Source organism: Pseudomonas sp. TE12234, from assembly GCF_054061835.1.
The window spans coordinates 111,738-132,550 of the sequence record NZ_JBSSEP010000020.1 but is presented as its reverse complement, the minus strand read 5'-3'; the positions used below and the strand labels follow the sequence as shown (position 1 = coordinate 132,550).

The 20,813-nt window shown below is 56.6% G+C and carries 20 protein-coding genes and 1 pseudogene; 15 read left to right on the top strand and 6 right to left on the bottom strand.

What is annotated here, in order from left to right:
• The first annotated feature begins 210 nt into the window (after positions 1-210).
• Positions 211-420 carry a hypothetical protein gene (locus ACVWYU_RS25645; protein ID WP_457374027.1) on the top strand — a complete coding sequence of 70 codons (210 nt, stop codon included), beginning with the start codon at positions 211-213 and terminating at the stop codon, positions 418-420.
• Positions 421-694: 274 nt separating this feature from the next.
• Here the strand turns inward: ACVWYU_RS25645 and ACVWYU_RS25640 are convergent, their stop codons facing one another.
• A complete protein-coding gene (locus ACVWYU_RS25640) occupies positions 695-1,153 on the bottom strand; it encodes an Lrp/AsnC family transcriptional regulator (protein ID WP_457374022.1) in 459 nt (152 codons plus the stop codon).
• 247 nt (positions 1,154-1,400) lie between these two features.
• Between ACVWYU_RS25640 and ACVWYU_RS25635 the strand changes: the two genes are divergently transcribed.
• The 10 genes and pseudogenes from ACVWYU_RS25635 (at position 1,401) to ACVWYU_RS25590 (ending at position 10,163) form a co-directional block, all read left to right on the top strand.
• Positions 1,401-2,441 (top strand): PLP-dependent cysteine synthase family protein, encoded by a 1,041-nt coding sequence (locus ACVWYU_RS25635; protein WP_457374021.1) that lies wholly within the window; start codon positions 1,401-1,403, stop codon positions 2,439-2,441.
• Positions 2,442-2,463: 22 nt separating this feature from the next.
• A complete protein-coding gene (locus tag ACVWYU_RS25630) occupies positions 2,464-3,639 on the top strand; it encodes a trans-sulfuration enzyme family protein (protein WP_457374020.1) in 1,176 nt (391 codons plus the stop codon).
• A 57-nt stretch (positions 3,640-3,696) separates the two neighbouring features.
• Entirely contained in the window at positions 3,697-4,587 is an 891-nt protein-coding gene (locus ACVWYU_RS25625; RefSeq protein WP_457374019.1) for an ABC transporter substrate-binding protein, read from the top strand.
• A 44-nt stretch (positions 4,588-4,631) separates the two neighbouring features.
• Positions 4,632-5,327, top strand: a complete 696-nt coding sequence (locus ACVWYU_RS25620) for an amino acid ABC transporter permease (protein ID WP_457374018.1) — start codon at positions 4,632-4,634, stop codon at positions 5,325-5,327.
• 2 nt (positions 5,328-5,329) lie between these two features.
• A complete protein-coding gene (locus ACVWYU_RS25615) occupies positions 5,330-6,019 on the top strand; it encodes an amino acid ABC transporter permease (protein WP_457374017.1) in 690 nt (229 codons plus the stop codon).
• A gap of 4 nt (positions 6,020-6,023) precedes the next feature.
• Entirely contained in the window at positions 6,024-6,782 is a 759-nt protein-coding gene (locus ACVWYU_RS25610; protein WP_457374016.1) for an amino acid ABC transporter ATP-binding protein, read from the top strand.
• A 57-nt stretch (positions 6,783-6,839) separates the two neighbouring features.
• Positions 6,840-7,703 (top strand): MBL fold metallo-hydrolase, encoded by an 864-nt coding sequence (locus ACVWYU_RS25605; protein WP_457374015.1) that lies wholly within the window; start codon positions 6,840-6,842, stop codon positions 7,701-7,703.
• A 57-nt stretch (positions 7,704-7,760) separates the two neighbouring features.
• A pseudogene (locus tag ACVWYU_RS25600) lies at positions 7,761-8,084 on the top strand (TIGR01244 family sulfur transferase); the annotation flags it as partial.
• Positions 8,085-8,129: 45 nt separating this feature from the next.
• The gene (locus ACVWYU_RS25595) at positions 8,130-9,347 is read left to right on the top strand and encodes an NAD(P)/FAD-dependent oxidoreductase (protein WP_457374026.1); all 1,218 of its coding nucleotides are present in this window, start codon (positions 8,130-8,132) and stop codon (positions 9,345-9,347) included.
• 9 nt (positions 9,348-9,356) lie between these two features.
• Positions 9,357-10,163, top strand: a complete 807-nt coding sequence (locus ACVWYU_RS25590; protein ID WP_457374014.1) for a sulfite exporter TauE/SafE family protein — start codon at positions 9,357-9,359, stop codon at positions 10,161-10,163.
• Between the two features lie 25 nt (positions 10,164-10,188).
• On the opposite strand, the gene ACVWYU_RS25585 is transcribed toward ACVWYU_RS25590, so the two are convergent.
• Entirely contained in the window at positions 10,189-11,115 is a 927-nt protein-coding gene (locus ACVWYU_RS25585; RefSeq protein WP_457374025.1) for a LysR family transcriptional regulator, read from the bottom strand.
• Between the two features lie 127 nt (positions 11,116-11,242).
• Here ACVWYU_RS25585 and lysA point away from each other — a divergent pair, with 127 nt between their 5' ends.
• The 3 genes from lysA to ACVWYU_RS25570 all read left to right on the top strand — a co-directional run bounded on the left by lysA (position 11,243) and on the right by ACVWYU_RS25570 (position 14,635).
• A complete protein-coding gene (gene lysA / locus ACVWYU_RS25580) occupies positions 11,243-12,508 on the top strand; it encodes a diaminopimelate decarboxylase (RefSeq protein WP_457374013.1) in 1,266 nt (421 codons plus the stop codon).
• A gap of 254 nt (positions 12,509-12,762) precedes the next feature.
• Positions 12,763-13,173 carry a fosfomycin resistance glutathione transferase gene (gene fos / locus ACVWYU_RS25575; RefSeq protein ID WP_150754103.1) on the top strand — a complete coding sequence of 137 codons (411 nt, stop codon included), beginning with the start codon at positions 12,763-12,765 and terminating at the stop codon, positions 13,171-13,173.
• Between the two features lie 88 nt (positions 13,174-13,261).
• Positions 13,262-14,635, top strand: coding sequence for a transposase (locus ACVWYU_RS25570; protein WP_457374024.1), 1,374 nt, complete (start codon positions 13,262-13,264; stop codon positions 14,633-14,635).
• Positions 14,636-15,231: 596 nt separating this feature from the next.
• Here the strand turns inward: ACVWYU_RS25570 and ACVWYU_RS25565 are convergent.
• Complete coding sequence (locus ACVWYU_RS25565) at positions 15,232-15,954, bottom strand: SDR family NAD(P)-dependent oxidoreductase (RefSeq protein ID WP_390955650.1); 723 nt, start codon at positions 15,952-15,954, stop codon at positions 15,232-15,234.
• Positions 15,955-16,562: 608 nt separating this feature from the next.
• On the opposite strand from ACVWYU_RS25565, the gene ACVWYU_RS25560 reads away from it, so the two are divergent.
• The gene (locus ACVWYU_RS25560; protein ID WP_390955649.1) at positions 16,563-17,507 is read left to right on the top strand and encodes a GlxA family transcriptional regulator; all 945 of its coding nucleotides are present in this window, start codon (positions 16,563-16,565) and stop codon (positions 17,505-17,507) included.
• Positions 17,508-17,594: 87 nt separating this feature from the next.
• Here the strand turns inward: ACVWYU_RS25560 and ACVWYU_RS25555 are convergent, their stop codons facing one another.
• From ACVWYU_RS25555 to ACVWYU_RS25545, 3 genes are all read right to left on the bottom strand, one after another.
• Complete coding sequence (locus tag ACVWYU_RS25555; RefSeq protein ID WP_457374012.1) at positions 17,595-18,806, bottom strand: MFS transporter; 1,212 nt, start codon at positions 18,804-18,806, stop codon at positions 17,595-17,597.
• A 45-nt stretch (positions 18,807-18,851) separates the two neighbouring features.
• A complete protein-coding gene (locus ACVWYU_RS25550) occupies positions 18,852-19,961 on the bottom strand; it encodes an alkene reductase (protein WP_457374011.1) in 1,110 nt (369 codons plus the stop codon).
• A 91-nt stretch (positions 19,962-20,052) separates the two neighbouring features.
• Positions 20,053-20,772 (bottom strand): hypothetical protein, encoded by a 720-nt coding sequence (locus tag ACVWYU_RS25545; protein WP_457374010.1) that lies wholly within the window; start codon positions 20,770-20,772, stop codon positions 20,053-20,055.
• Between the last annotated feature and the right edge of the window lie 41 nt (positions 20,773-20,813).

Here is a 20,813-nt window from a genome sequence, read left to right as displayed (position 1 = left end):
GCCTTTTTCCGCCTGTTGCCCGCACAAAAAACAAACGCCCCGAACAAGTCGGGGCGTTTGTTGGGCTGGCCTTCAGTGTGTTTTCACACAGTCTTGACAGGCCCTTTTTGTACTCAACCAAAGCTCACTTGGTCAGCCCGTACTCACAGCGTCGAAACCATGCCCGACTCAGATCTTTGCTGCGCGGCCCTCTTCCATGGCGGAATCAGAATGTCGAATGCTGACCCGCTCCCTTCCCTGCTCTTCACAATCAATCAGAACCCACTCACCCTCGAAGCCGCGATCATGGAACTCATGCTCCGGGTCGAGCAGCGTGGATCAGCGGAGGTCGCCGGAAACTTTCGTGGTGCTTTGGACACTATCAGTAAGAACGAAGAATTCATCAACATGACGCTCGCGGTGCTTATGATGCCGGAATGACTTTTTCCTGACAGACAGCAATCGGCCGATGCTGTTGAAAAAGTCGGTGCTTCCAGACTGCCCGCGTACTGACAGCTGAAAATGCGTTTTTTTTGCGCGCCGCTACGCGAAATCTGAGCCGGAGATCCTCTGCTCAATGTAAAGATTTCAATCTCAAGCGCGTACTTTTCTACCGTGGAAATCAGGGCCGGCTTTTTCAACAGAATCGGCCAGAAGCGGACGCTCCCAAGTGTCTATCTAAACTGGGGCGATTCAGTCTAACCATCATCGCCAGTCAACGAGGCAAAGGCATTGCCGTGGTGTACTTGATCTCTTCCATGGCAAAGCTCGACGTGATGTTGGAAAGCCCGTCCACACTCGTGATCAGCTTCTTGTAGAAATGGTCATAGGCTGCAATGTCACTGACCACCACTCGCATCATGTAGTCCCAGTCCCCCGACATCCGATAAAACGCCATCACTTCCTCGAACTGCGCCACGGTCTTGGCAAATGTATCCAGCCAGACCTTGTCATGACGCTGTGTCTTGATCTGAACCAGCACCGATAGCCCCAAACCCAATTTTACCGGGTCCAGCAAGGCCACTTTAGCTCTGATATAGCCCCCTTCTTCGAGTTTCTTGACCCGCTTCCAGCAGGGGGTCGTCGAAAGGTTGACGGCTTCTGCCAGATCCTTGAGGGGAATCGAGGCATCGCGTTGCAGGATGGAAAGGATGTGCCGATCAAAACTATCCATTTCTCTTCTCATCGATATTTGTAGAAATATTTTCTAAAAAATAGCGTAAGAGCTAAATAAATGAAAACTCTTTTTCCAGTGGGCGGAAGTAGGATTGATCCCACAAAACGTGCAAGGAAACACACGAAAATGAAGATCATCGCCCCTCAAACCGCGCCTATGGCGATGGATCCTGACTCCCTGGCAGACACTTTTTTTGTCTGCGGTCAGATCGCTGTGCCCACCTGCTGAGCCAAGGAAAGACGTTATGAACGATTGGATTCGGACAGCGATCAGGAGCATTTCCTGCGATCAGCTGCGTTCCGCTGACACTCACATTCACAAACTGGACATTCCAGGCTTGAAGGGTGTCGACATATATCTCAAGGACGAAAGTACACATCCAACCGGCAGCCTCAAGCACCGACTGGCGCGTTCGCTATTCCTGCATGCCATTTGCAGCGGCAAGATCCGTGAGGGCACCCATGTGGTCGAGGCATCCTCGGGCAGTACCGCGGTGTCCGAAGCCTACTTCGCCAAATTGCTCGGCCTGCGCTTCACCGCCGTCATGCCGCGCAACACGGCGAGCAAAAAAATAGAACAGGTCGAGTTGCTCGGCGGGCACTGCTACTTCGTGGATCAATCTTCCCAGGTCTATGCCCAAGCGCAGCGCCTGGCGAGTGAGAGCGACGGACACTACATGGACCAATTCACCTACGCCGAACGGGCAACGGATTGGCGCGGCAACAATAATATTGCCGACAGCATCTTCCAACAGATGACTGGAGAACCGCACCCCGTTCCCCATGCAATCGTCATGAGTGCAGGTACCGGCGGTACCTCTTCAACCATCGGCCGCTACATCCGATTCAAGGGCCACGACACCCGGCTGATAGTCGTGGACCCAGACAACTCGGTGTTCTATGACAGCTACCGCACAGGCGACTCGAGCCTCACCGGCAGCAAAGGCAGCCGTATCGAAGGCATTGGCCGTCCCCAGGTCGAGCCTTCCTTCCTGCCAGACGTGATCGACGACATGCTCAAGGTCCCTGATGCGGCCAGCATTGCCACGCTCTACTGGCTGGAAAAGCTGCTTGGCAAGAAACCCGGTGGGTCCACCGGTACCAATATGTGGGGCGCGCTGAACGTTGCAATGCGGATGCAGGAACAAGGCCTGCGGGGCTCGATCGTGACCCTGATGTGTGACAGCGGCGAACGCTACCTGGATACCTATTACGACAGTGACTGGGTAGCTCGCAACATCGGCGACATCACACCCTTTGCCAAACAACTCGATCGCTATCTTTAGTCCACGCGAGGCGTCACTGACCATGAGCCACAAAAAGAACCACTTCTCGACCCAAGTGATCCATGCCGGCGAGCAGTCGACCTACGCCGACAATACGATCTTCCCGGCAATCGTCACCTCCAGCTCGTTCATAAAGCGCAGCCTGGACGACAGGCCCGATTACGCCTACGGGCGAGTCGGCAACCCTACCCGACATGCTTACGAGACGAGCATTGCCCAGTTGGAATACGGCCATGGTGCGGTCGCCTGTTCCTCTGGCATGGCCGCTACCGCCACCGTGCTTGATCTGCTGCCCAAGGACTCGCATGTGATCGTGATGGCCGGGGTCTATGGCGGTACTTTTCGCCTGATGCAGGACTACCGCAGCAAGACCTCAGGACTGACCGCCAGCTACATCGACCTCAACGACCTCGAGGCACTGGCCGCCAGTCGCCAAGACAACACCCGGCTGATCTGGATCGAGACGCCGACCAACCCGCTGCTGCAACTGGTGGACATTCAGCGCGTGACGGCCTTTGCCCGTGCCCACGGGATCCTGACCTGCGTCGACAACACCTTCTGCTCGCCCTGGAACCAGCGTCCCATCGAGCACGGCGTCGACCTGGTGATGCACTCGGCGAGTAAATACATCGGTGGGCACTCCGACTTGATCGGTGGTGTGGTGGTGGCGGCCAACGAGCAACTGTTCTCCCGCTTGCGCGCCATCAGCATGGCCATCGGCGCGGTCCAGGGACCGTTCGACTGTTACCTGGCCCTGCGCGGGCTCAAGACCCTCGACGTGCGTATGCAGCGTCAGTGCAGCAACGCAGCACAAATAGCCCGCTACCTCAGCCAGCACCCTCTGGTCGAGGAAGTGTACTACCCGGGGCTGGAGAGCCATCCGCAGCATGAACTGTGCAAGCGCCAGATGCGTACTGGTGGCGCTGTGGTCTCATTGAAGTTGAAGGCCGATCGCCAGGCGATGGCACCGTTCATCGAGCAGCTGTCGATCTTTGTGCTGGCCGATTCCCTGGGTGGCGTGGAGAGCATGGTCAACCACTCCTACAGCATGTCGCACAACTCGTTGAGCCATGAACAGAAAATCAGCATCGGCGTCAGCGAGAACCTGATCCGTCTCTCCATCGGCCTGGAGCACGTCGACGACCTGATCGCCGACTTGAATGCAGGCTTCGAGCGGCTGCGAACGACTTACGCATAACTCAAACTCCCGATCCCCCCACAAGAGGTAACTCGAACTCCACTTCACTGACGATTCATGAAACTGGCGCTCCGTTTCTCTCACAACAATAAGGTCCATAAAATGCAAACGAACCGCATGCTGAAAAAACACTGGAAAACCGCAGTACTGGCATTGACGCTGGTAACAAGTTTCTCTGCTGCAGCCGACCAACTTAGCGATATCAAGGCAAAAGGTGAGTTGGTCTGTGGAGTGCTCGGAACAGACGAGCCGTTCAGTTTCATGAAGGACCCCGCGACTCGCGAAATCGTCGGTTACGACGTCGATATGTGCAATGCCATTGCTGCGAGCATCGGGGTGAAACCGGTGCTCAAGCAATTGACGGTTGCCGCACGTATTCCCGAATTGCAACAGGGCCGTGTTGACCTTCTGGCCGCTTCCTTGACCCATAACAAGGAACGCGAGGCATTGATCAACTTCTCGCTCTCGACCTTTATCACGGGTCAAAAGGTCATGGTCAAGGCAGACAGTGGCATCAACCAACTCGACCAACTGGCAGGCAAGAAGATTCTGACGATCAAGGGCTCCACGATGGAGCAAAGCATTCGTTCGAAGATCACTGACGCCCAAATCGTGTCGTTCGACAGCAATCCTCAGGCCCTGCTCGCCTTGCAACAGGGCAAAGGCATGGGTTACGCCAACGATGAGACTTCATTGGCTGGCAACTTCGCCAAGCTTGGAGATGCCGCAAAGGATTTCCGGATTCTGCCAACGCCTCTGTCGAGCGAACACATTGCGCTGGGCATGAGAAAAGATGAGCCAGCCTTCCAGGAGCAGGTGAACAAAACGCTGCGTGAACTGGAAACTTCCGGCAAGGCTGAATCGCTATTCACCAAGTGGTTTGGCCCCGACAGCAATATGAAATTCGCCAGTCGCTCGTTCAAGATCGAAACCGACAACATCAACTAACTTCATTGGGGGCCCGACCTCTGGTCGGGCCCACGGGTCGATTTATGAATACGTTTGATTTGTCGGTTGTGCTCTCCGGGCAGTATCACGATTGGCTGGTCAGTGGCTTTCTGCTGTCAATCCGACTCGCACTGATCTCACTGGCCTTCGCCCTGCCGCTGGCGATTGTCATCGCCGTGTTGCGACTCGCCCCTTACGCAGCGCTGCGGGGCATCGCGATCACTTATGTGGAAGCCATACGCAATGTTCCACTACTGGCCCACATGCTGTTCTGGTATTTCGGCGCGCCGGAACTACTGCCAGCCCCCATCAAGTCATGGATCTACGAACACAATATCGAAGCGGTCAGTGCGGTTATCGCCTTGGTGCTCTACACCGCAGCCTACATGTCCGAGGACATCCGCAGCGGCTTGCGTTCCATTCCAAGGGAGCAAATGGAGGCCGGCCGAACCCTGGGTTTTGGCTTTATCAGCACCATGCGCCTGGTCATCCTTCCGCAGTCATTGCGGGTGACGGTGCCACCGCTGATTAGCCAGACGCTGAACCTGTGGAAGAACACCAGCATTGCCATGGTAATCGGTGTCGCAGAAATGATGTATCAAGCCCAGCAGGTGGAAAGCTCCACGTTCCGAGGGTTCGAATCGTACGCCGTGACCACGGTCGGTTATGTGGGTGTCTCGATCATCATCACGCTGCTGTCCGTCTGGTACCAGCAACGCTATCCCGTGCGGAGTGCCTGACAATGCTCGATATCATTCAAAACTACGGGCTTTACTACCTGATCGGGCAGTACCCGAACGGTCCCATGGGCGGCCTGTTGATGACGCTGATCCTGGCGGCGCTGGCCCTGGTCCTGGCTTTCCCTGTCGGCGTACTGCTCGCGCTCTGCCGCATCAGCCCTTATCCGCTGTTGCGCGTACCGGTCACAGGCCTGGTGTATGTACTGCGTGGCACGCCATTGTTGATGGTGATTTTCTGGGCTTATTTCCTCCTTCCGGCCCTCACCGGTCAACGCACCGATCAATTCGGCACCATGCTTGCCGCACTGGTGATATTCGATGGGGTTTACCTGGCGGAGATCATCCGTGCCGGGATACTTGGATTGCCTCGCGGGCAAATGGAAAGCTCCCGTTCACTCGGGTTCTCGTACCTGGCCACGATGCGCCTGGTGATCATGCCCCAGGCCTTTCGCAACATGCTGCCGTCACTGGTGAATCAGTTTGTCTCCACCATCAAAGAGACCTCGCTGGGTTACATCATCAGCCTCTCGGAAGTGTCGTTCGTCGCATCGCAAATCAGCGCTCAACTGCTGACCAAGCCGGTCCAGGTGTATTCCGTACTCGGCCTTACTTACTTCGTCATGTGTTTCAGCTTGTCGCGCTTCGCCTTCTGGCTGGAGCGTCGTCTCGCTGTCCGTACTGCAAAGGTCTAATCCCATGATCAAACTGAAAGACGTTAACAAGTGGTATGGCGGCTACCATGCACTGGCTGACATCAACGAAACCGTCGCCAAGGGTGAAGTGGTAGTAGTCTGCGGTCCATCGGGCTCAGGCAAGTCGACGATGATTCGTACCCTCAATCGCCTGGAAGCCATCCAGAGCGGCAACATCTTCATCGACGGCGTGGATATCTATGATCGCTCTGTCAGTGTGAACACATTACGCAGCCGTATCGGCTTCGTGTTCCAGCAATTCAATCTGTTTCCCCACCTCACCGTCCTTGAGAATTGCACCCTGGCGCCGCGACGCCTGCGCAAGTTAGGCACCAAGGAAGCAAGCGACCTGGCCATGAGCTTGCTGGATCGAGTAGGTCTGGCGCACAAGTCGTGCGCTTACCCCTCCGAGTTATCGGGTGGCCAGCAGCAACGCGTGGCGATCGCCAGGGCACTGGCAATGAACCCGCCAGTAATGCTGTTCGATGAGCCCACCTCCGCCTTGGACCCGGAGATGGTTGGCGAAGTGCTGCAAGCGATGAAGACCTTGGCCAGGGAGGGCATGACCATGGTGTGCGTCACCCACGAGATGGGATTCGCCCGCGAAGTGGCCGATCGCGTGATCTTCATGGATCAGGGCAAAGTGCTCGAACGGGCCACACCCGAGTGTTTCTTCCAACGTCCCGAGCACCCTCGCGCGCAGCGATTCCTGTCCGATATCCGCTCGCCCTGGGCCGAGAGTGCTATGCCGCAAGCGTGTTGAATGGAGTACAGGGGGCAAGCTTGATAGCCGCCCCCTTCAAAATGGAGGCAAAAGACCATGCAATTTCATGTCGAGGCTTTCTTCGACACCAACAGCTGTACTTACAGTTATCTGGTCAGCGACCCGGTGACCCGGCACTGCGCGATCATCGATCCGGTCCTCGACTACGATGCCGCCGCCGCGCGTATCTCGTATTCGAGTGCCGAGCGTCTGATCGAACGCATACGCGCCGACGCGCTGACTCTGGAATGGATTCTGGAAACCCACGTGCACGCCGACCACCTCTCGGCTGCCCGCTACCTCAAGGGGCAATTGGGCGGGAAGATCGGCATTGGCGACCGCATTCCTCAGGTCCAGAAAACCTTTGCCACGCTGTTCGACGTCGACGATGACTTCAGCCTGGACGGCAGCCAGTTCGACCGTTTGTTTGCCGACAACGAAGTATTTCATATCGGTGCGCTACCGGTCAGGGTGCTGCACACGCCTGGCCATACCCCGGCCTGCGTGACTTACCTGATCGAAGAGGCCGCTTTCGTCGGCGACACACTATTCATGCCAGACAGCGGCACCGCCCGCTGTGATTTTCCTGGTGGTGACGCCCACCAGTTGTACCGCTCGATCAGCCGCCTGTTCGAGCTTGCCGATAGCACACGCCTGTTCATGTGCCACGACTACAAAGCGCCTGGTCGCGACGCTTATAGCTGCCAGACCACGGTGGGCGAAGAGCGCATGCACAACATCCATGTTGGCCTGGGCATTTCTGAAATTGATTTCGTCACCCGGCGCACGGCGCGCGATAAAACCCTGAGTCAGCCCAGACTGCTGCTGCCGTCCGTGCAAATCAACATGCGCGCCGGCGAGACACCCGCGGCGAAGGCCGATGGCATCAGCTATCTGAAGATACCGCTCAATGTGTTCTGAAGATCTTGTGAGTTCAGGCAGAGCGAAACGGATAACCTCTTTACGAGTTTGAATGGCATGCAAATCACCCCCCACACCCATCACTTTGCAACAACGGGTCAAATGACCCCAGAAGATCTGAACGAAGTCGCCAAACTGGGATTTCGCTCAATTATCTGTAATCGACCGGATCGTGAGGGTGGCACGGATCAGCCTGCCACCGAGGCCATTCGAGCCGCGGCCCATCGGCTGGACATTGAATTTGCTTATCTCCCGGTTCAGCCCGACGCCATCAGCGACAAGGACGTGCAACATTTCGCCCATCTGCTGGACAACCTTCCTGCACCGATACTGGCTTTTTGTCGAACAGGCAATCGCTCTACCAAGCTCTACCAAAAGGCGTCGGCGTGTGCCTCGCGCAGTGAATGTGCGACAAGATGCCCCGATATGACCGCCGATGTCGTGGTCATTGGTGGAGGATCGGCGGGCATCGGGATAGTGGCAAGCCTGCTCAAACGTGCTCCCGATATGCAGATCACACTCATCGAACCCAATGACAATCACTACTACCAGCCTGCCTGGACGCTGGTCGGTGGTGGCGCGTATGACGTGCGCAAGACCGTAAGACCGATGTCGCGAGTCATCCCGCGTGGGGCGACCTGGATCAAGGCTGCGGTGGTCGGGGTTCTACCAGGTGGAAAACGTTTAGAACTGAGCAACGGTAAAAGCATCGCTTATCAACATCTCATCGTCTGTCCGGGGTTGCGGCTGGCCTGGGAGAAAATCGAAGGGCTGGAAGAAACCCTGGGCAAGAACGGGGTGACGTCCAACTACCGCTATGACCTTTGCGCTTACACCTGGCAACTGGTGCAGGGACTACGCCAAGGCAAGGCCCTCTTTTCCCAGCCGGGGATGCCGATCAAATGTGCCGGCGCCCCGCAGAAGGCTCTGTACCTTTCCTGCGATCACTGGCAAAAGTCAGGTGCTCTGCAGGGCATTGAGGTCGAGTTCAACCTCGCTGGTACAGCGCTGTTCGGCGTGGCCGCCTTCGTCCCTCCACTGATGAACTACATCAAGAAATATCAGGCTCGGCTGGTATTCGGCTCGAACCTGGTAAAGGTCGATGGTCCGAACCGGACAGCCTGGTTCGAAAGCCAGGACGAACACGGTACGCTCACTCGCCACGCCAAGACTTTCGACATGCTCCATGTCGTCCCTGCACAGGTCGCCCCCGACTTCATCCGTACAAGCCCTCTGGCAGACGCAGCCGGTTGGTGCGAGGTGGATCCGGAGACTCTGCAACACATCCGCTATCCACAGGTGTTTGCCCTCGGCGATGTGTGTTCCACCAGCAACGCCAAAACCGCGGCTGCCGCCCGTAAGCAAATCGTCGTCGTGGCCGAGAACCTCCTGGCAGTACGCGACAACAAGCCCCTGCCCCTGCGCTATGACGGCTACGGTTCATGCCCCCTCACTGTCGAAAAAGGAAAAGTCGTGCTGGCAGAGTTCGGCTACGGCGGGAAACTGCTGCCCACCTTCCCCCTGGATGCAACAGTCGCCCGAAAGAGCGCTTGGTTCCTCAAAGCCCGGTTTTTGCCCTGGTTTTACTGGAACGGCATGCTTAAAGGCCGTGAGTGGCTGACCAGTCTCTCCAAGGCCAGGTGAGACGCGAGCATGTTATTGAGTGCAATGTTCGGGATCGCCATCGGAATTATTCTTGGCCTTACAGGTGCAGGGGGTGGGATTTTGGCCGTACCGGCGCTCGTGATCGGCCTGGGGTGGTCAATGACCGAATCGGCTCCCGTTGCGCTGTTTGCCGTCAGCGCTGCGGCCGCCGTCGGGGCTATCGATGGTCTGAAGAAAGGCCTGGTACGTTATCGCGCAGCCCTGTTGATGGCGTGCTTGGGTGCTGAGTTCTCGCGCCTGGGCGTGCACTTTGCCCATTTGCTGCCCGACACTGTACTGATCTCACTGTTCAGCATGGTCATGGTCATTGTGGCGATACGCATGATTCGACAGGCGAGCGGCAGCCCATCCAAGGCCATCGGCAGTGAGCAATGCTGGCAGGAAAAAAACTGCATGCTCAACCCACAGACCGGCCGACTGCGCTGGACACCAAAATGCACGGTCAGCTTGGCCGTAGTCGGTTCACTTTCAGGGCTGCTGACCGGGATGCTCGGTGTGGGAGGCGGTTTCTTGATCGTTCCGGCATTTCAACAACTTTCAGACATCCGCATGCATGGCATCGTCGCTACCTCACTCATGACCATCGCCCTGATCTCGGCGACGGCAGTGACAGGTGCCATACACGCAGGTACCCACATCACGGTCATCGGTGGGGTTTTTATCGTTGCCAGCGTCAGCGGGATGCTGTTGGGAAGGATCATCTCTCCCAGGATTCCCGCACGGTCGATTCAACTGGGCTTCGGCGCCGTGTGCATGGTGGTGGCAGGCTATCTCCTGTGCAAAACCTGGATCTAGAACATCCACCCGGTGCCACGACGACCTAATTGCGCTCCCCCACTCTCTTGTCCAGGGCCTTGGTTAAACATAACGCCTCGTCCCCCAGAGCCTGGCAAAAGGCCTCGACGAAAACCGACGAGGGTCGGTAATCGGGCCTGATCAACATGACACGATAGGGAATGGATACGTTGATCGGCCTAATGACCAATTCGCTGCCCGCCTCCTGCACGGCGGTCAGCGGGTTGATGATCGCCACCCCCAGTTGTTGCCTGACCATGGCGCAGACCGAAGCGGCATTGGTAGTTTCGATTACGGTACGCCGATCGACACCGGCCTGACCAAAGTGCTCATCAAGTTTCTGACGGTAAATGTCCAGGCCCGACAAGTTGATGAAATCGACACCGCGAAAGTCTTCCAATGCCAGCCGCGGCCTGGACAGCAAAGGGTGCCCTTGCGGCAGTATGCAGACCATGTCGGCGCAAAAGAGCAATTGCCCGCGAGTACCTCGGGGCACATGCTCACTTTCGGTCAACCCGAGATCGTGACGCTGGGCGCTGAGTGACTCCTCAAGCAAAGGCGATTCCTGCGCAGTGATACTCAAGCCAATCCCCGAATACTGCTGGTGAAAGTGCTTGCAGACGCTGGGTAACAACGTCTGGGAGAACAACGGCAGGCACGTGATACTCAGTTGGCCATGTTCGAAGCGTCGGATCGACTGAGCAACGCTGTTGATTCGTTCCAACCCGATATAGGAGCGCTCGACCTCTTCGAGCAGCATCATCGCCTGCGCCGTCGGTACCAGTCTTCCTCCTTCCCGATCAAACAGACGCAACCCCGACAGGCTTTCAAACCGCGCGAGTTCCCGGCTCAGCGTCGGCTGGGAGGTCAATAACAAACGTGCAGCGCCTGTAACACTGCCTGCCTGCATGATCGCCCGGAAAACTTCGATATGCCGCAAGGAGACTTTCATACCCCGCCTTCGTTGATAAATTGAATCCCATATCAAAACTGAATTAACCAGCAAAAAAAAGATATTTTATTGAATAACCTGCAATCGGCATGATGGACTCCTTCCTTATCCTCAGATCAACGACACCATGCCCAACCAGCCCGCCTTCGAGCAATTCGCCGCAATCGCCGCAGAACATGGCACCCCGTTCTGGTGCTATGACGCACAAACCATCAAGGCACGCATTGATCAACTGGCCTGCTTCGAGACCGTTCGATTCGCACAAAAGGCCTGCTCCAATCTGCACATTCTGCGTTTGATAAGGGAGCAAGGCGTTCGGGTCGATGCCGTCTCACTGGGTGAAATCGAGCGGGCACTGCTGGCAGGTTTCAGTCCTGCCGGCACACCGGCAGGCATTGTCTTTACCTGTGATCTGTTCGACGAGCAGACATTACGCCGCACCATCGAACTGGGTATCGAGGTCAATACCGGTTCTATCGACATGCTCCGCCAACTGGGCGAACGCTCACCGGGCCATCGCGTCTGGCTGCGGATCAACCCCGGGTTCGGACACGGTCATAGCCGCAAGACCAATACCGGTGGTGAAAACAGCAAACATGGCATCTGGCACGATCGGATTCATGAAGCGCTCGACGTTATTCGGCAATTCGGGCTGAAGCTCGTGGGGTTGCACATGCATATTGGTTCGGGCGTGGATTACGCGCATCTGGAGCAAGTAGGTTGTGCCATGGTCTCGGCCGTGAAAGTGCTCGACCACGATATCGAAGCGTTTTCCATCGGCGGCGGACTTTCCACACCCTACCGCGAGGGCGATGTGCCAGTGGACATCCAGCGTTATGCCAACGCATGGCGCCAGGCGAGACATGATATCGAGGCGTTTCTGGGGCATCCGGTACGGATGGAAATCGAACCCGGCCGTTTTCTGGTAGCCGAATCAGGTTGCCTGGTGACCGAAGTGCGTGCGGTCAAAACAGTCGGTAGCCGAAACTTCATCCTGGTGAACGCCGGCTTCAATGACCTTATGCGGCCAGCCCTCTATGGCGCTTATCACCACATGACCTTGCTGGACGCCGAGGGTGCCCATGTCAATCGCCCTGAACATGACTACGTGGTGGGCGGCCCCCTGTGTGAATCCGGAGATATCTTCACTCAGGATGAAGAAGGCGTGACCCCGCGTTTGCTGCCCGAGGCGCAAGTTGGCGACCTGCTGATCCTGCACGATACAGGCGCGTACGGTGCCTCAATGTCATCCAATTACAACAGCCGCCCCCTGTTGCCGGAAGTATTGATCGAGCAAGGGCAAACCAAATTGATCAGACGTCCGCAGCCATTGTCGGACCTGCTGGCGCTGGAGTTGAAGTGTGGTAGCCAATCGAGCCCAGACACGATGTAACATTTTCTCTCTGACTGAGCGGGTTACGCAGTCTGATGCCCCTTGCCATCAACCCTCAACGCTTGGCTGGAGTGATTGAGCCAATCTGTTGAGGCGACCGGTTAAATCCCCTGCCACCAGATGCCTTTCGAGAAGGGCAGCGATAATGGGCCGTTTTCAGCCGGTCACAACAGTCACCTACCGGCCGATTGTGTTGAAAAAGTCGATGTTGATATCCTCAACCATTCTGGTGGATTGGTTCTGGATAGATGCTCATGTTGACTGGCTTGAATCATTTTACGTTGGCGGTTGTGAACCTCTCTCGCAGCATTGAGTTTTATGTGGCTCTACCCGGCTTTAGATTGGCTGCCCGCTGGGAGACGGGGGCTTATCTTTCCCTTGGTGATCTCTGGCTTTGTCTGTCTCTCGATGAGAGCCGTGTGGCGGAAAAACAGCCTGATTACACCCACTATGCGTTTTCGGTGGGGCAGGATGATTTTGAAGAAGTCACCGCTTACTTGCGGCTTCGTAACGTTATTGAGTGGAAATCCAATTCGAGCGAAGGTAACTCGTTTTATTTTTCGGATCCCGATGGGCATCGTCTGGAAGTGCATGTAGGCAGCCTAGCTTCAAGGCTTGAGCAATGTCGGCGCCAGCCGTATGCAGGTATGGAGTTTTTTGACTGACCGTGTTCGTCTGATTTTATTGAAAAAGTAGCTCTGCTATCTGGCCTGCGGCAAAATCTCTACATTGGCCAGCAGGGAAGCACGCAGCATGATGGGACAGCTATCGAGTGGGCAGGAACGGCTGTTTTACTCGTTCAACCTTGAAGACCACATCCCCGCCAATCACCTTCTGCGTAGCATTGATCGGTGTCTCGATCTGAGCGATTTACGCCATTACCTCGCCGATTTTTACAACCCAATTGGGCGTCCTTCGATTGACCCAGAGTTGATGATCCGCATGCTGATCGTGGGCTTTTGCTACGGCATTCGCTCAGAGCGTCGGCTGTGCGAAGAGGCCCATTTGAACCTGGCGTATCGCTGGTTCTGCCGGTTAAGCCTTGAAGATGAAGTCCCCAATCACTCGACCTTTTCCAAGAACCGTCACGGCCGTTTTCGGGACAGCGATTTCTTTCGCTGGTTGTTCAATGAAGTGTTGCGTCGCTGCATGGACGCCGGTTTGGTTAAAGGCGAAGGCTTTGCCGTGGACGCCAGCATCATCAAAGCGGATGCGAGTCGGCAGCGCGGCATACCGGGTGATGAACAGGTCAACTGGAGCGATCCAGCCCTGAGCACCCGCGCCGTGCGAGAGTACCTTGAAGCCCTCGATGAAGAGGCTTTGGCCGAAACGCTACCGAAGCGCCTGTCGCTGACGGATCCTCAGGCCCGCTGGACCGCTGCGCCAGGCGGCCCAGCGTTCTACGCTTACTCCACGAATTATCTGATCGATACCGAGCACGGCGTGATCATGGATGTGGAACCCACACCGGCTCATCGAACCGCAGAAGTCGAGAGCACCAAGACGATGATCGATCGGGTCGAAGCGCAGTTCGACATCAATCCGGAACGCCTCATTGGCGACACCGCTTACGGCACCGCGCCGATGCTGGCCTGGATGGTGGAGGAAAAAGACATCGAGCCGCATGTGCCGGTGTGGGACAAAACCGAGCGCAAGAACGACAGCTTTTCGAGTAACGATTTCCACTGGAATGAAGAGGCCGAGGAATACCGCTGCCCAGCCGGCAACGTATTACGCAGCGAATGGCGAGCCTTCAAAAACGAGCGTTCGCACGTCACAAAAGCCAACACCATCATCTTCCGATCCAGACAGACCGACTGCGCGACATGTCCGATGAAAGCCAAGTGCTGCCCCAACACTTCGATTCGCAAAATCGTCCGCAGCGTTCATGAAGCTGCTCGTGATGTCGCTCGACGCATCGCAGCGACGCCGGAGTACGTGCGCTCTCGCCACGAACGTAAGAAGGTCGAAATGTTGTTTGCCCACCTCAAACGCATCCTGAAACTGGATCGCTTGCGACTACGTGGCATGAGCGGCGCAACCGATGAATTCACGCTGGCCGCTGCGGTGCAGAACCTGCGACGGTTGGCCAAATTTTCATCTCAAGGGCCACCAGTCACGGGATAGGTGCGCCTGCACCCAGTAAAAAACCTCAAATTAACCCCATAACAGAGCAGCAAAGATTACCGAAGGGCCGAAAAACCACGCTATGTGGTGAGTCGGTTCTCCGGTGGTGGTCGTGCCTGGGTTCAGGCGATCTGAAAATCCGACTTTTTCAACAGAATCGGCCAATAGCAGCCTGTCGTCACCAGCCGAAATCGCCCCATAGCGGCCGTTTGCGGAGAGTGGCTCACAGTCATGAGCAGTCTATTCGGCAGAAGCGACCCTGGGATTTTCATCATTAGCAAACCAGGATAGGTGAGCCGCGTCCAACAGCGTGGTTAATAGCATGACCTATTTCGTGCCCAAAGGTCCTGCCAGCATCGCCGCCAGCAACCTCGCAGGAGGTTCCGACCTGTTATCGAGCGAGGCGATCACGCTATCCGTCTTGCCGAAGTCAAGGAAGGAATTTTCCGCTAACGCATACTGTGCATGTAAACGTTAAACAATCGGTCGAAGCAAACGATCAACAGGAAACCCAACACATAGACTCACAGGTTGTGGGTTTCACACGCAGGGGGAAGCCGCTTGCGGGGAGACACGCATTCGCTACCCACCGCAGGTCAATGGAGCAGACGTGCAGGTGAGACGATATTGGGCGCCCCTGCTACCCGACTGAGCAATTCCAGCCGGGCAACCTCGAATTTATTCCATATCACCCGATCGGCAAACTTGGGTAGCGAGATGGCTTCTCCAGAATCAAAATCCTCTAGCGCGGCATCCACAATGGCCACTGCGCTTTGATATTGGGTCTGCTGTGAACCTGCATACAAAATTGCTTGAACACGTACTGTGACTTTATTGAAATGCTGCCTTAGCGCGTGGGATAGCGAGAGCAAAAAAGCGCTATTCGCCGACTCAATGGCAGCACCGGAACTCGCCTCGAACACGGGCACCAGATTGATAACCGTTCCGGCGCCCCTCTTTACGAAACCAGTTGCCAACGCGTAAGACAAACGTACGGGAGCAGTGATCCCCAAGGCGATTGTGGCCCCTATCTCATTTTCCTCAGTGATGTCGTGATGGTTGATGAGCAATGTGATACTGGCGTCCTGGCTTAACAAGGCCTCGATGCGGACAACTTCGGCGGACACTGCCAAATCGGCATTCAGCACTTCCACCGATCGTCCGCTGGAGTCAGTCAGCGCTGCAGCGAGCGTCATTAATTGCGGCCGATCCACCGCAATTAAAATCAAGTCGTAGCCCCGCTGAGTCAGTCGGTGGGCGAAAGCTGTGCCTATTGCTGTACCAGCGCCGGTTATAACGGCCGTGCCTTTATGAGTCATGCGGTTTGCTCCAAAGGCGGGTGCATGAAATAGGGCCAGAGTAGTGAACGCCCGTATGTCGGTAAAGGCCGTAAAACCATCATTTTCGGCCTTGGGTTGGTCAAGTTTATGGCCGGAAATGTTGGTATTGCGACCTATTGACGGAGTTCAAGCTGCTTAATCTGTCTTCATTGCGTCGGGCCGCAAGACGCCGCGCCCGACACCACCGATAGCGGCAGGACCAACTTGATGACCACCACCGATAATGATCAGTACTGTGACCACTCCAGCGCACTGGAATCTGCAGCCAGTCACCAGATGGTCATTAGGTTGCGACCTGGCCATGACACGTTTTTTTTTTCGAGCCGATTAACGCGCTCAACTAATGCGTGCCAGCAAGGGGCCCGACGAACTGGAGTTCGTAATGCAGTTCAATGATGCACTGGCTGCGGGTTGAAGTTTCTCGTACCTCAATATCGGCCTTACTGAATTTATCCGGCGCAAAACGCTAGCCCCCTCGAAATCGCGGTTCTGCTTGCAGTCCCGCGATTTTCGCGCATGCTTGCGTTTCGCATGTCAGCAGAATCCATACCTCAAACCAGCGTTCAACTGGGCGAACGGGAGTCTTTATGCAAAGTGTGGCGTTAATCGTACGGCCCGATTTTCAGGTGATGAGCCTGGCTGCGCTTTCCGCTTTCGAGTTTGCCAACCTGGCTGCGGGTGAAAAACTCTATGACATCAGCGTGCTCTCCGAGCATGGCGGCCTGGTCGCCAGCTCGCTGTTCACCTCGGTTGATACGCAGCAGTTCAACAAGACTGAGTTCGATACCGTCTTGATCAGCGGTGCAATGGATCGCAGTTCGGCGTCGAGCGGTATTCACGCCTTTCTGGTTGAAGCCAATGCCGATTCGCGGCGAGTAGGCGCTTTGTGCGTCGGCGCTTTCGCGCTTGCCGAGTCGGGGTTGCTCGATGGGCGGCGAGCCACAGTGCACTGGGCTCGCGCCAAGGAAATGCGCGACAGATTCCCTGCAATCAAGGTCGAAGAAGATCGCATCTTCATCATCGATGGCAAGATCTGGACCTCGGCGGGCATGACCGCTGCGCTCGATTTAACCATCGGTATGGTCGAGAAGGATTACGGTGCCGCGCTGGCCCGGACCGTCTCGCAGCGGCTGGTGCTTTACCATCGCCGCGCAGGTGGGCAGTCTCAGCATTCGGCGATGCTGGAACTGAGTCCGAGCTCCGACCGCATTCAGCAGTCGCTGGATTTCGCTCGAAAAAACCTGCGTCGCGACCTTTCCGTAGAAGACCTGGCGGATGCGGCGTGCCTGAGCCCTCGGCAGTTCAGTCGAAGCTTTCGCGAGCAGACCGGAAGCTCCCCCGCCAAGGCCATCGAAAATCTGCGTCTGGAGGCCGCCCGATTGATGATCGAACAGGGGCGCCTGACGCTTGAAGCGGTGGCCTCGGAGACCGGATTTGGCGACCGCGAACGTATGCGCCGGGCGTTCTTGCGCGTATATGGCCAATCCCCGCAATCGTTGCGCCGGACCTTCGGTTCTAACGCCGACGTATAAGCTTCTATTTTTTCGCAGCAGAATAACGGCGGCCATTGGTCGCCGTTATTCATTCTTGGAACGCTACTTTTTGAGCGTGCAGATTAGTTAATTTGAAGGTTGAAGTTGCGGTGCAGGTCGGCGACCGGATGTGTAGGCCAGGATCAAGGCCGTTGCTGTGCAGAGGGCGCTGACAAAGCCAAGGTTGGCCAACGAGCTGTAGTGCAATGTCAGGGAGCCAAGACCCGCGCCCATTGAGAAACCGAGGTACATGAAGGAGGCGTTGAGCGACAACACCACCGGCGCACTCGCAACGCCAGCCACGCCGACCAGCCTCGTTTGCTGGGCAGGATAAAAAGCCCAGTGCGCCACGCCCCAGGCAGCGATGGCGAGGACAACCGGCACAATTACAAACTGTTTGTCGATAAAGTGCGGCGCCAGCGACAGGACGACGAACGCGGTAGTGGATGTCGCCAACGCTGGCAGGATCACTGCGCGCGGACCGCTGCGGTCTACCGTTCGGCCGCTGATGGCCAGGCCGATTGCGGCTGAAACACCCCAGCCAAATAGCACGAAACCTATCGCCGGGCCATTTATGAGAGTAGTGGCCTCCAAAAACGGCGCGAGGTAGGTGTAAGTGGTGTAGCTCGCCATCGCCCACAACGTAGTGATCAGCAGCGTATGTAAAACCGCTGGCTGAGCCGCAGTTGAAATGCGCTGGCGCAGGCTGGCGGTAGCGAGTCCGGTTCCTATCTCGCGTGGAAGGCCTATCAGCAAACCGGCAACGGCCAGCGCGGCAATGATCGCGACGCTGCCGAACGTGGTGCGCCAACCCATTGCCGCTCCCAACACGGTGCCCGCCGGAACACCCAGGGCAATGGCGAGCGACAGGCCACCGTTGACGATAGCTATCGCGCGGCCACGCTGTTCAGGCGGCACGACCACGCTGGCCAGTGCGTTCGCACCGGGTACATACACTGCCGCTGCGAGCGCCAGCACCAGTCTCGCGGCCATCAACGACCAATAGCCACTGGCCGTGAAGGCCAGCAGATTGGCCACCGAAAATAACGCCATGGCACCAATCAGCAGCCTGCGCCGGTTCAGGTTCCCGGTCAGCGCAGCCAGCACTGGAGAACTTAGTGCATAGGCCAGGGCAAATACAGTGACCAACTGGCCCGCCTTGGCAACGCTGACGTCGAGATCCTTCGCCATGCCGGGAAGCAGGCCCGCAATCATGAAGCTTTCGGTACCGACGGCAAACGTACCTAAGGCCAGCCAATACAGCGGCCGATTGCTTTTGATGAATTGGGTTGAGTTCATGGTATTCCAGCTGTGGAAATGTGAGTTAAGCCATCCGGGTCTCAATCAAGCCGAGGCTAGTGTCGGATAGTCCGTGTAGCCCACTTCGGCGCCGCCGTAAAAAGTGTTGCGGTCGTACGCGTTCAATTCAGCACCGGATTTGAAACGAGCGGCCAGATCCGGGTTGGCAATGAACATGCGCCCGTAAGCGATGGCATCGGCATCCCCGGCAGCAATCGCTTCGCTGCCACTCTGCGCGGTGTAGCCTCCCGCCGAGATCACCGGTCCTTTAAAAAGACGGCGGAATAATCGTGCGTTGTTCGCGACATCCAAACTCAGGTCATCACCCAGGCCTACCGACGAAGCGCGAGGCTCGATCAAGTGCAGATAAGCGATGCCACGCTCGCTCAATGCCTGGATGACATAGCTGAACAGGTCCGTGGGGTTGCTTTCTTTCATGTCATTGAAATTGCCCGACGGCGACAGACGGACACCCACTTTGTCCGCGCCGATGGTGTGGGCGATCGCATCGACCACATTCAGAAGCAGGCGAGCGCGGCCTGCTATCGAACCGCCGTAGGCATCTTCACGCAGGTTGCTGTTGTCCTGAAGAAATTGGTCGAGGAGGTAACCGTTGGCACTGTGAATTTCAACCCCATCAAAGCCTGCGGCCATCGCATTTTCAGCGGCCTGGCGAAAGTCATTGACGATGCCGGGCAGTTCATCAATGTCCAGAGCGCGTGGGATTTCGAAAGGTACCAGTGAAAATTCGGGAGTAAACGCCTGGCCGTCGACCGGAGCCAATGCAGATGGCGCCACCGGCAAAGCGCCCTCGGGGCTATAGGAAGAATGTGAAGTCCGCCCGCCATGCACGATTTGCGCAATGATGCGCCCGCCTTGAGCGTGCACTGCCTTGGTCACTGCGGACCATCCGGCCACTTGCTCGGCCGAGTACAGCCCCGGCATATTCGGATAACCCATGCCCTGCACACTGACGCCCGTGGCTTCGGTAATGATTAACGCGGCTGAAGCACGTTGAGCGTAATACTCGGCGCTCAGGGCAGTCGGTACACCACCGGCAGCTGAACGCATGCGCGTCAGGGGGGCCATGACGATGCGATGAGGCAGTTGCAGCGAACCCAATTGCAGGGGGGCATAAAGATTTTCGATGGACATGAGCAAGTACTCCGCAATAACTGAAGTCAAAAAGGGGTAATGAATTGCAGACGCCGGACTTGGGGTTCGCCCAGCGTGGCGGACGAGCCGATTAGCTGAAAATGAGCTTGCTGAAGTCCAGCGACACAAGCAGAGGCTCGGGGATTTTTTGCCCAGCTTCGTCGTAGGCGTAGATACGGCGTTTTGTCGGCATCATCAGCCCCTGTACCTCGCAGTAATCACTGACGTAGTTAGCGCCGGTAGCTCCGCCAAGAATGTCGACGGTGTAATCATGGCGGCGCATCAGGCCATCCGGCCCGAAGTGGGTGATCTGCTTGCGGGTATGGCTCTCGATATGATCAGGAAAGGTGACTTCCAGACGCCGCCATACTTCGCCGTTTTCCTTCCATGGCTCGATCTCCCTGGATTCGAAGCCGGGGTAGGTGTAGAGAAAAGGCGAAGTCAGGTAGGTCCACAGCGCTTCGCTGGCAAAATAGGCCACATGCAGCAGGTCCCAAGGGCTTTCCAGGGTATGACCAACGAAGGAGTCGGCGGGCTGGTCGCGTTGTTCGACGATGATTCCATCGAGGGTTTCCAGGGTCAGTTGACCTGGTAGGAGCACGCTGCGTTGGTTCGGTCCGGCGAAGGGGGTGATGCTCAGGCGCTGGGTCTGGGTCTCGATATCCAATTCTTTATCGAACAGCTGACCCGGCTGCTGCTTAAGGTGCCAGATGGCACCATCGATCGAAACGTTGGCTTGCAGTCTTGCGAAGCTATTCCAGCGATCCAGGCCACCGTGGGCCTCAACGGCGAAAGCGAGTAGATCATTCATCAGGCGTGCTCCGAAAAGAGGTTTTATATCGATGCGATAGG

Coding starts and splice junctions, on each gene's coding strand:
- ACVWYU_RS25645 (WP_457374027.1), top strand. CDS start 211: ATGTCGAATGCTGACCCGCTCCCTTCCCTGCTCTTCACAATCAATCAG.
- ACVWYU_RS25640 (WP_457374022.1), bottom strand. CDS start 1,153: ATGGATAGTTTTGATCGGCACATCCTTTCCATCCTGCAACGCGATGCC.
- ACVWYU_RS25635 (WP_457374021.1), top strand. CDS start 1,401: ATGAACGATTGGATTCGGACAGCGATCAGGAGCATTTCCTGCGATCAG.
- ACVWYU_RS25630 (WP_457374020.1), top strand. CDS start 2,464: ATGAGCCACAAAAAGAACCACTTCTCGACCCAAGTGATCCATGCCGGC.
- ACVWYU_RS25625 (WP_457374019.1), top strand. CDS start 3,697: ATGAAACTGGCGCTCCGTTTCTCTCACAACAATAAGGTCCATAAAATG.
- ACVWYU_RS25620 (WP_457374018.1), top strand. CDS start 4,632: ATGAATACGTTTGATTTGTCGGTTGTGCTCTCCGGGCAGTATCACGAT.
- ACVWYU_RS25615 (WP_457374017.1), top strand. CDS start 5,330: ATGCTCGATATCATTCAAAACTACGGGCTTTACTACCTGATCGGGCAG.
- ACVWYU_RS25610 (WP_457374016.1), top strand. CDS start 6,024: ATGATCAAACTGAAAGACGTTAACAAGTGGTATGGCGGCTACCATGCA.
- ACVWYU_RS25605 (WP_457374015.1), top strand. CDS start 6,840: ATGCAATTTCATGTCGAGGCTTTCTTCGACACCAACAGCTGTACTTAC.
- ACVWYU_RS25595 (WP_457374026.1), top strand. CDS start 8,130: ATGACCGCCGATGTCGTGGTCATTGGTGGAGGATCGGCGGGCATCGGG.
- ACVWYU_RS25590 (WP_457374014.1), top strand. CDS start 9,357: ATGTTATTGAGTGCAATGTTCGGGATCGCCATCGGAATTATTCTTGGC.
- ACVWYU_RS25585 (WP_457374025.1), bottom strand. CDS start 11,115: ATGAAAGTCTCCTTGCGGCATATCGAAGTTTTCCGGGCGATCATGCAG.
- lysA (WP_457374013.1), top strand. CDS start 11,243: ATGCCCAACCAGCCCGCCTTCGAGCAATTCGCCGCAATCGCCGCAGAA.
- fos (WP_150754103.1), top strand. CDS start 12,763: ATGTTGACTGGCTTGAATCATTTTACGTTGGCGGTTGTGAACCTCTCT.
- ACVWYU_RS25570 (WP_457374024.1), top strand. CDS start 13,262: ATGATGGGACAGCTATCGAGTGGGCAGGAACGGCTGTTTTACTCGTTC.
- ACVWYU_RS25565 (WP_390955650.1), bottom strand. CDS start 15,954: ATGACTCATAAAGGCACGGCCGTTATAACCGGCGCTGGTACAGCAATA.
- ACVWYU_RS25560 (WP_390955649.1), top strand. CDS start 16,563: ATGCAAAGTGTGGCGTTAATCGTACGGCCCGATTTTCAGGTGATGAGC.
- ACVWYU_RS25555 (WP_457374012.1), bottom strand. CDS start 18,806: ATGAACTCAACCCAATTCATCAAAAGCAATCGGCCGCTGTATTGGCTG.
- ACVWYU_RS25550 (WP_457374011.1), bottom strand. CDS start 19,961: ATGTCCATCGAAAATCTTTATGCCCCCCTGCAATTGGGTTCGCTGCAA.
- ACVWYU_RS25545 (WP_457374010.1), bottom strand. CDS start 20,772: ATGAATGATCTACTCGCTTTCGCCGTTGAGGCCCACGGTGGCCTGGAT.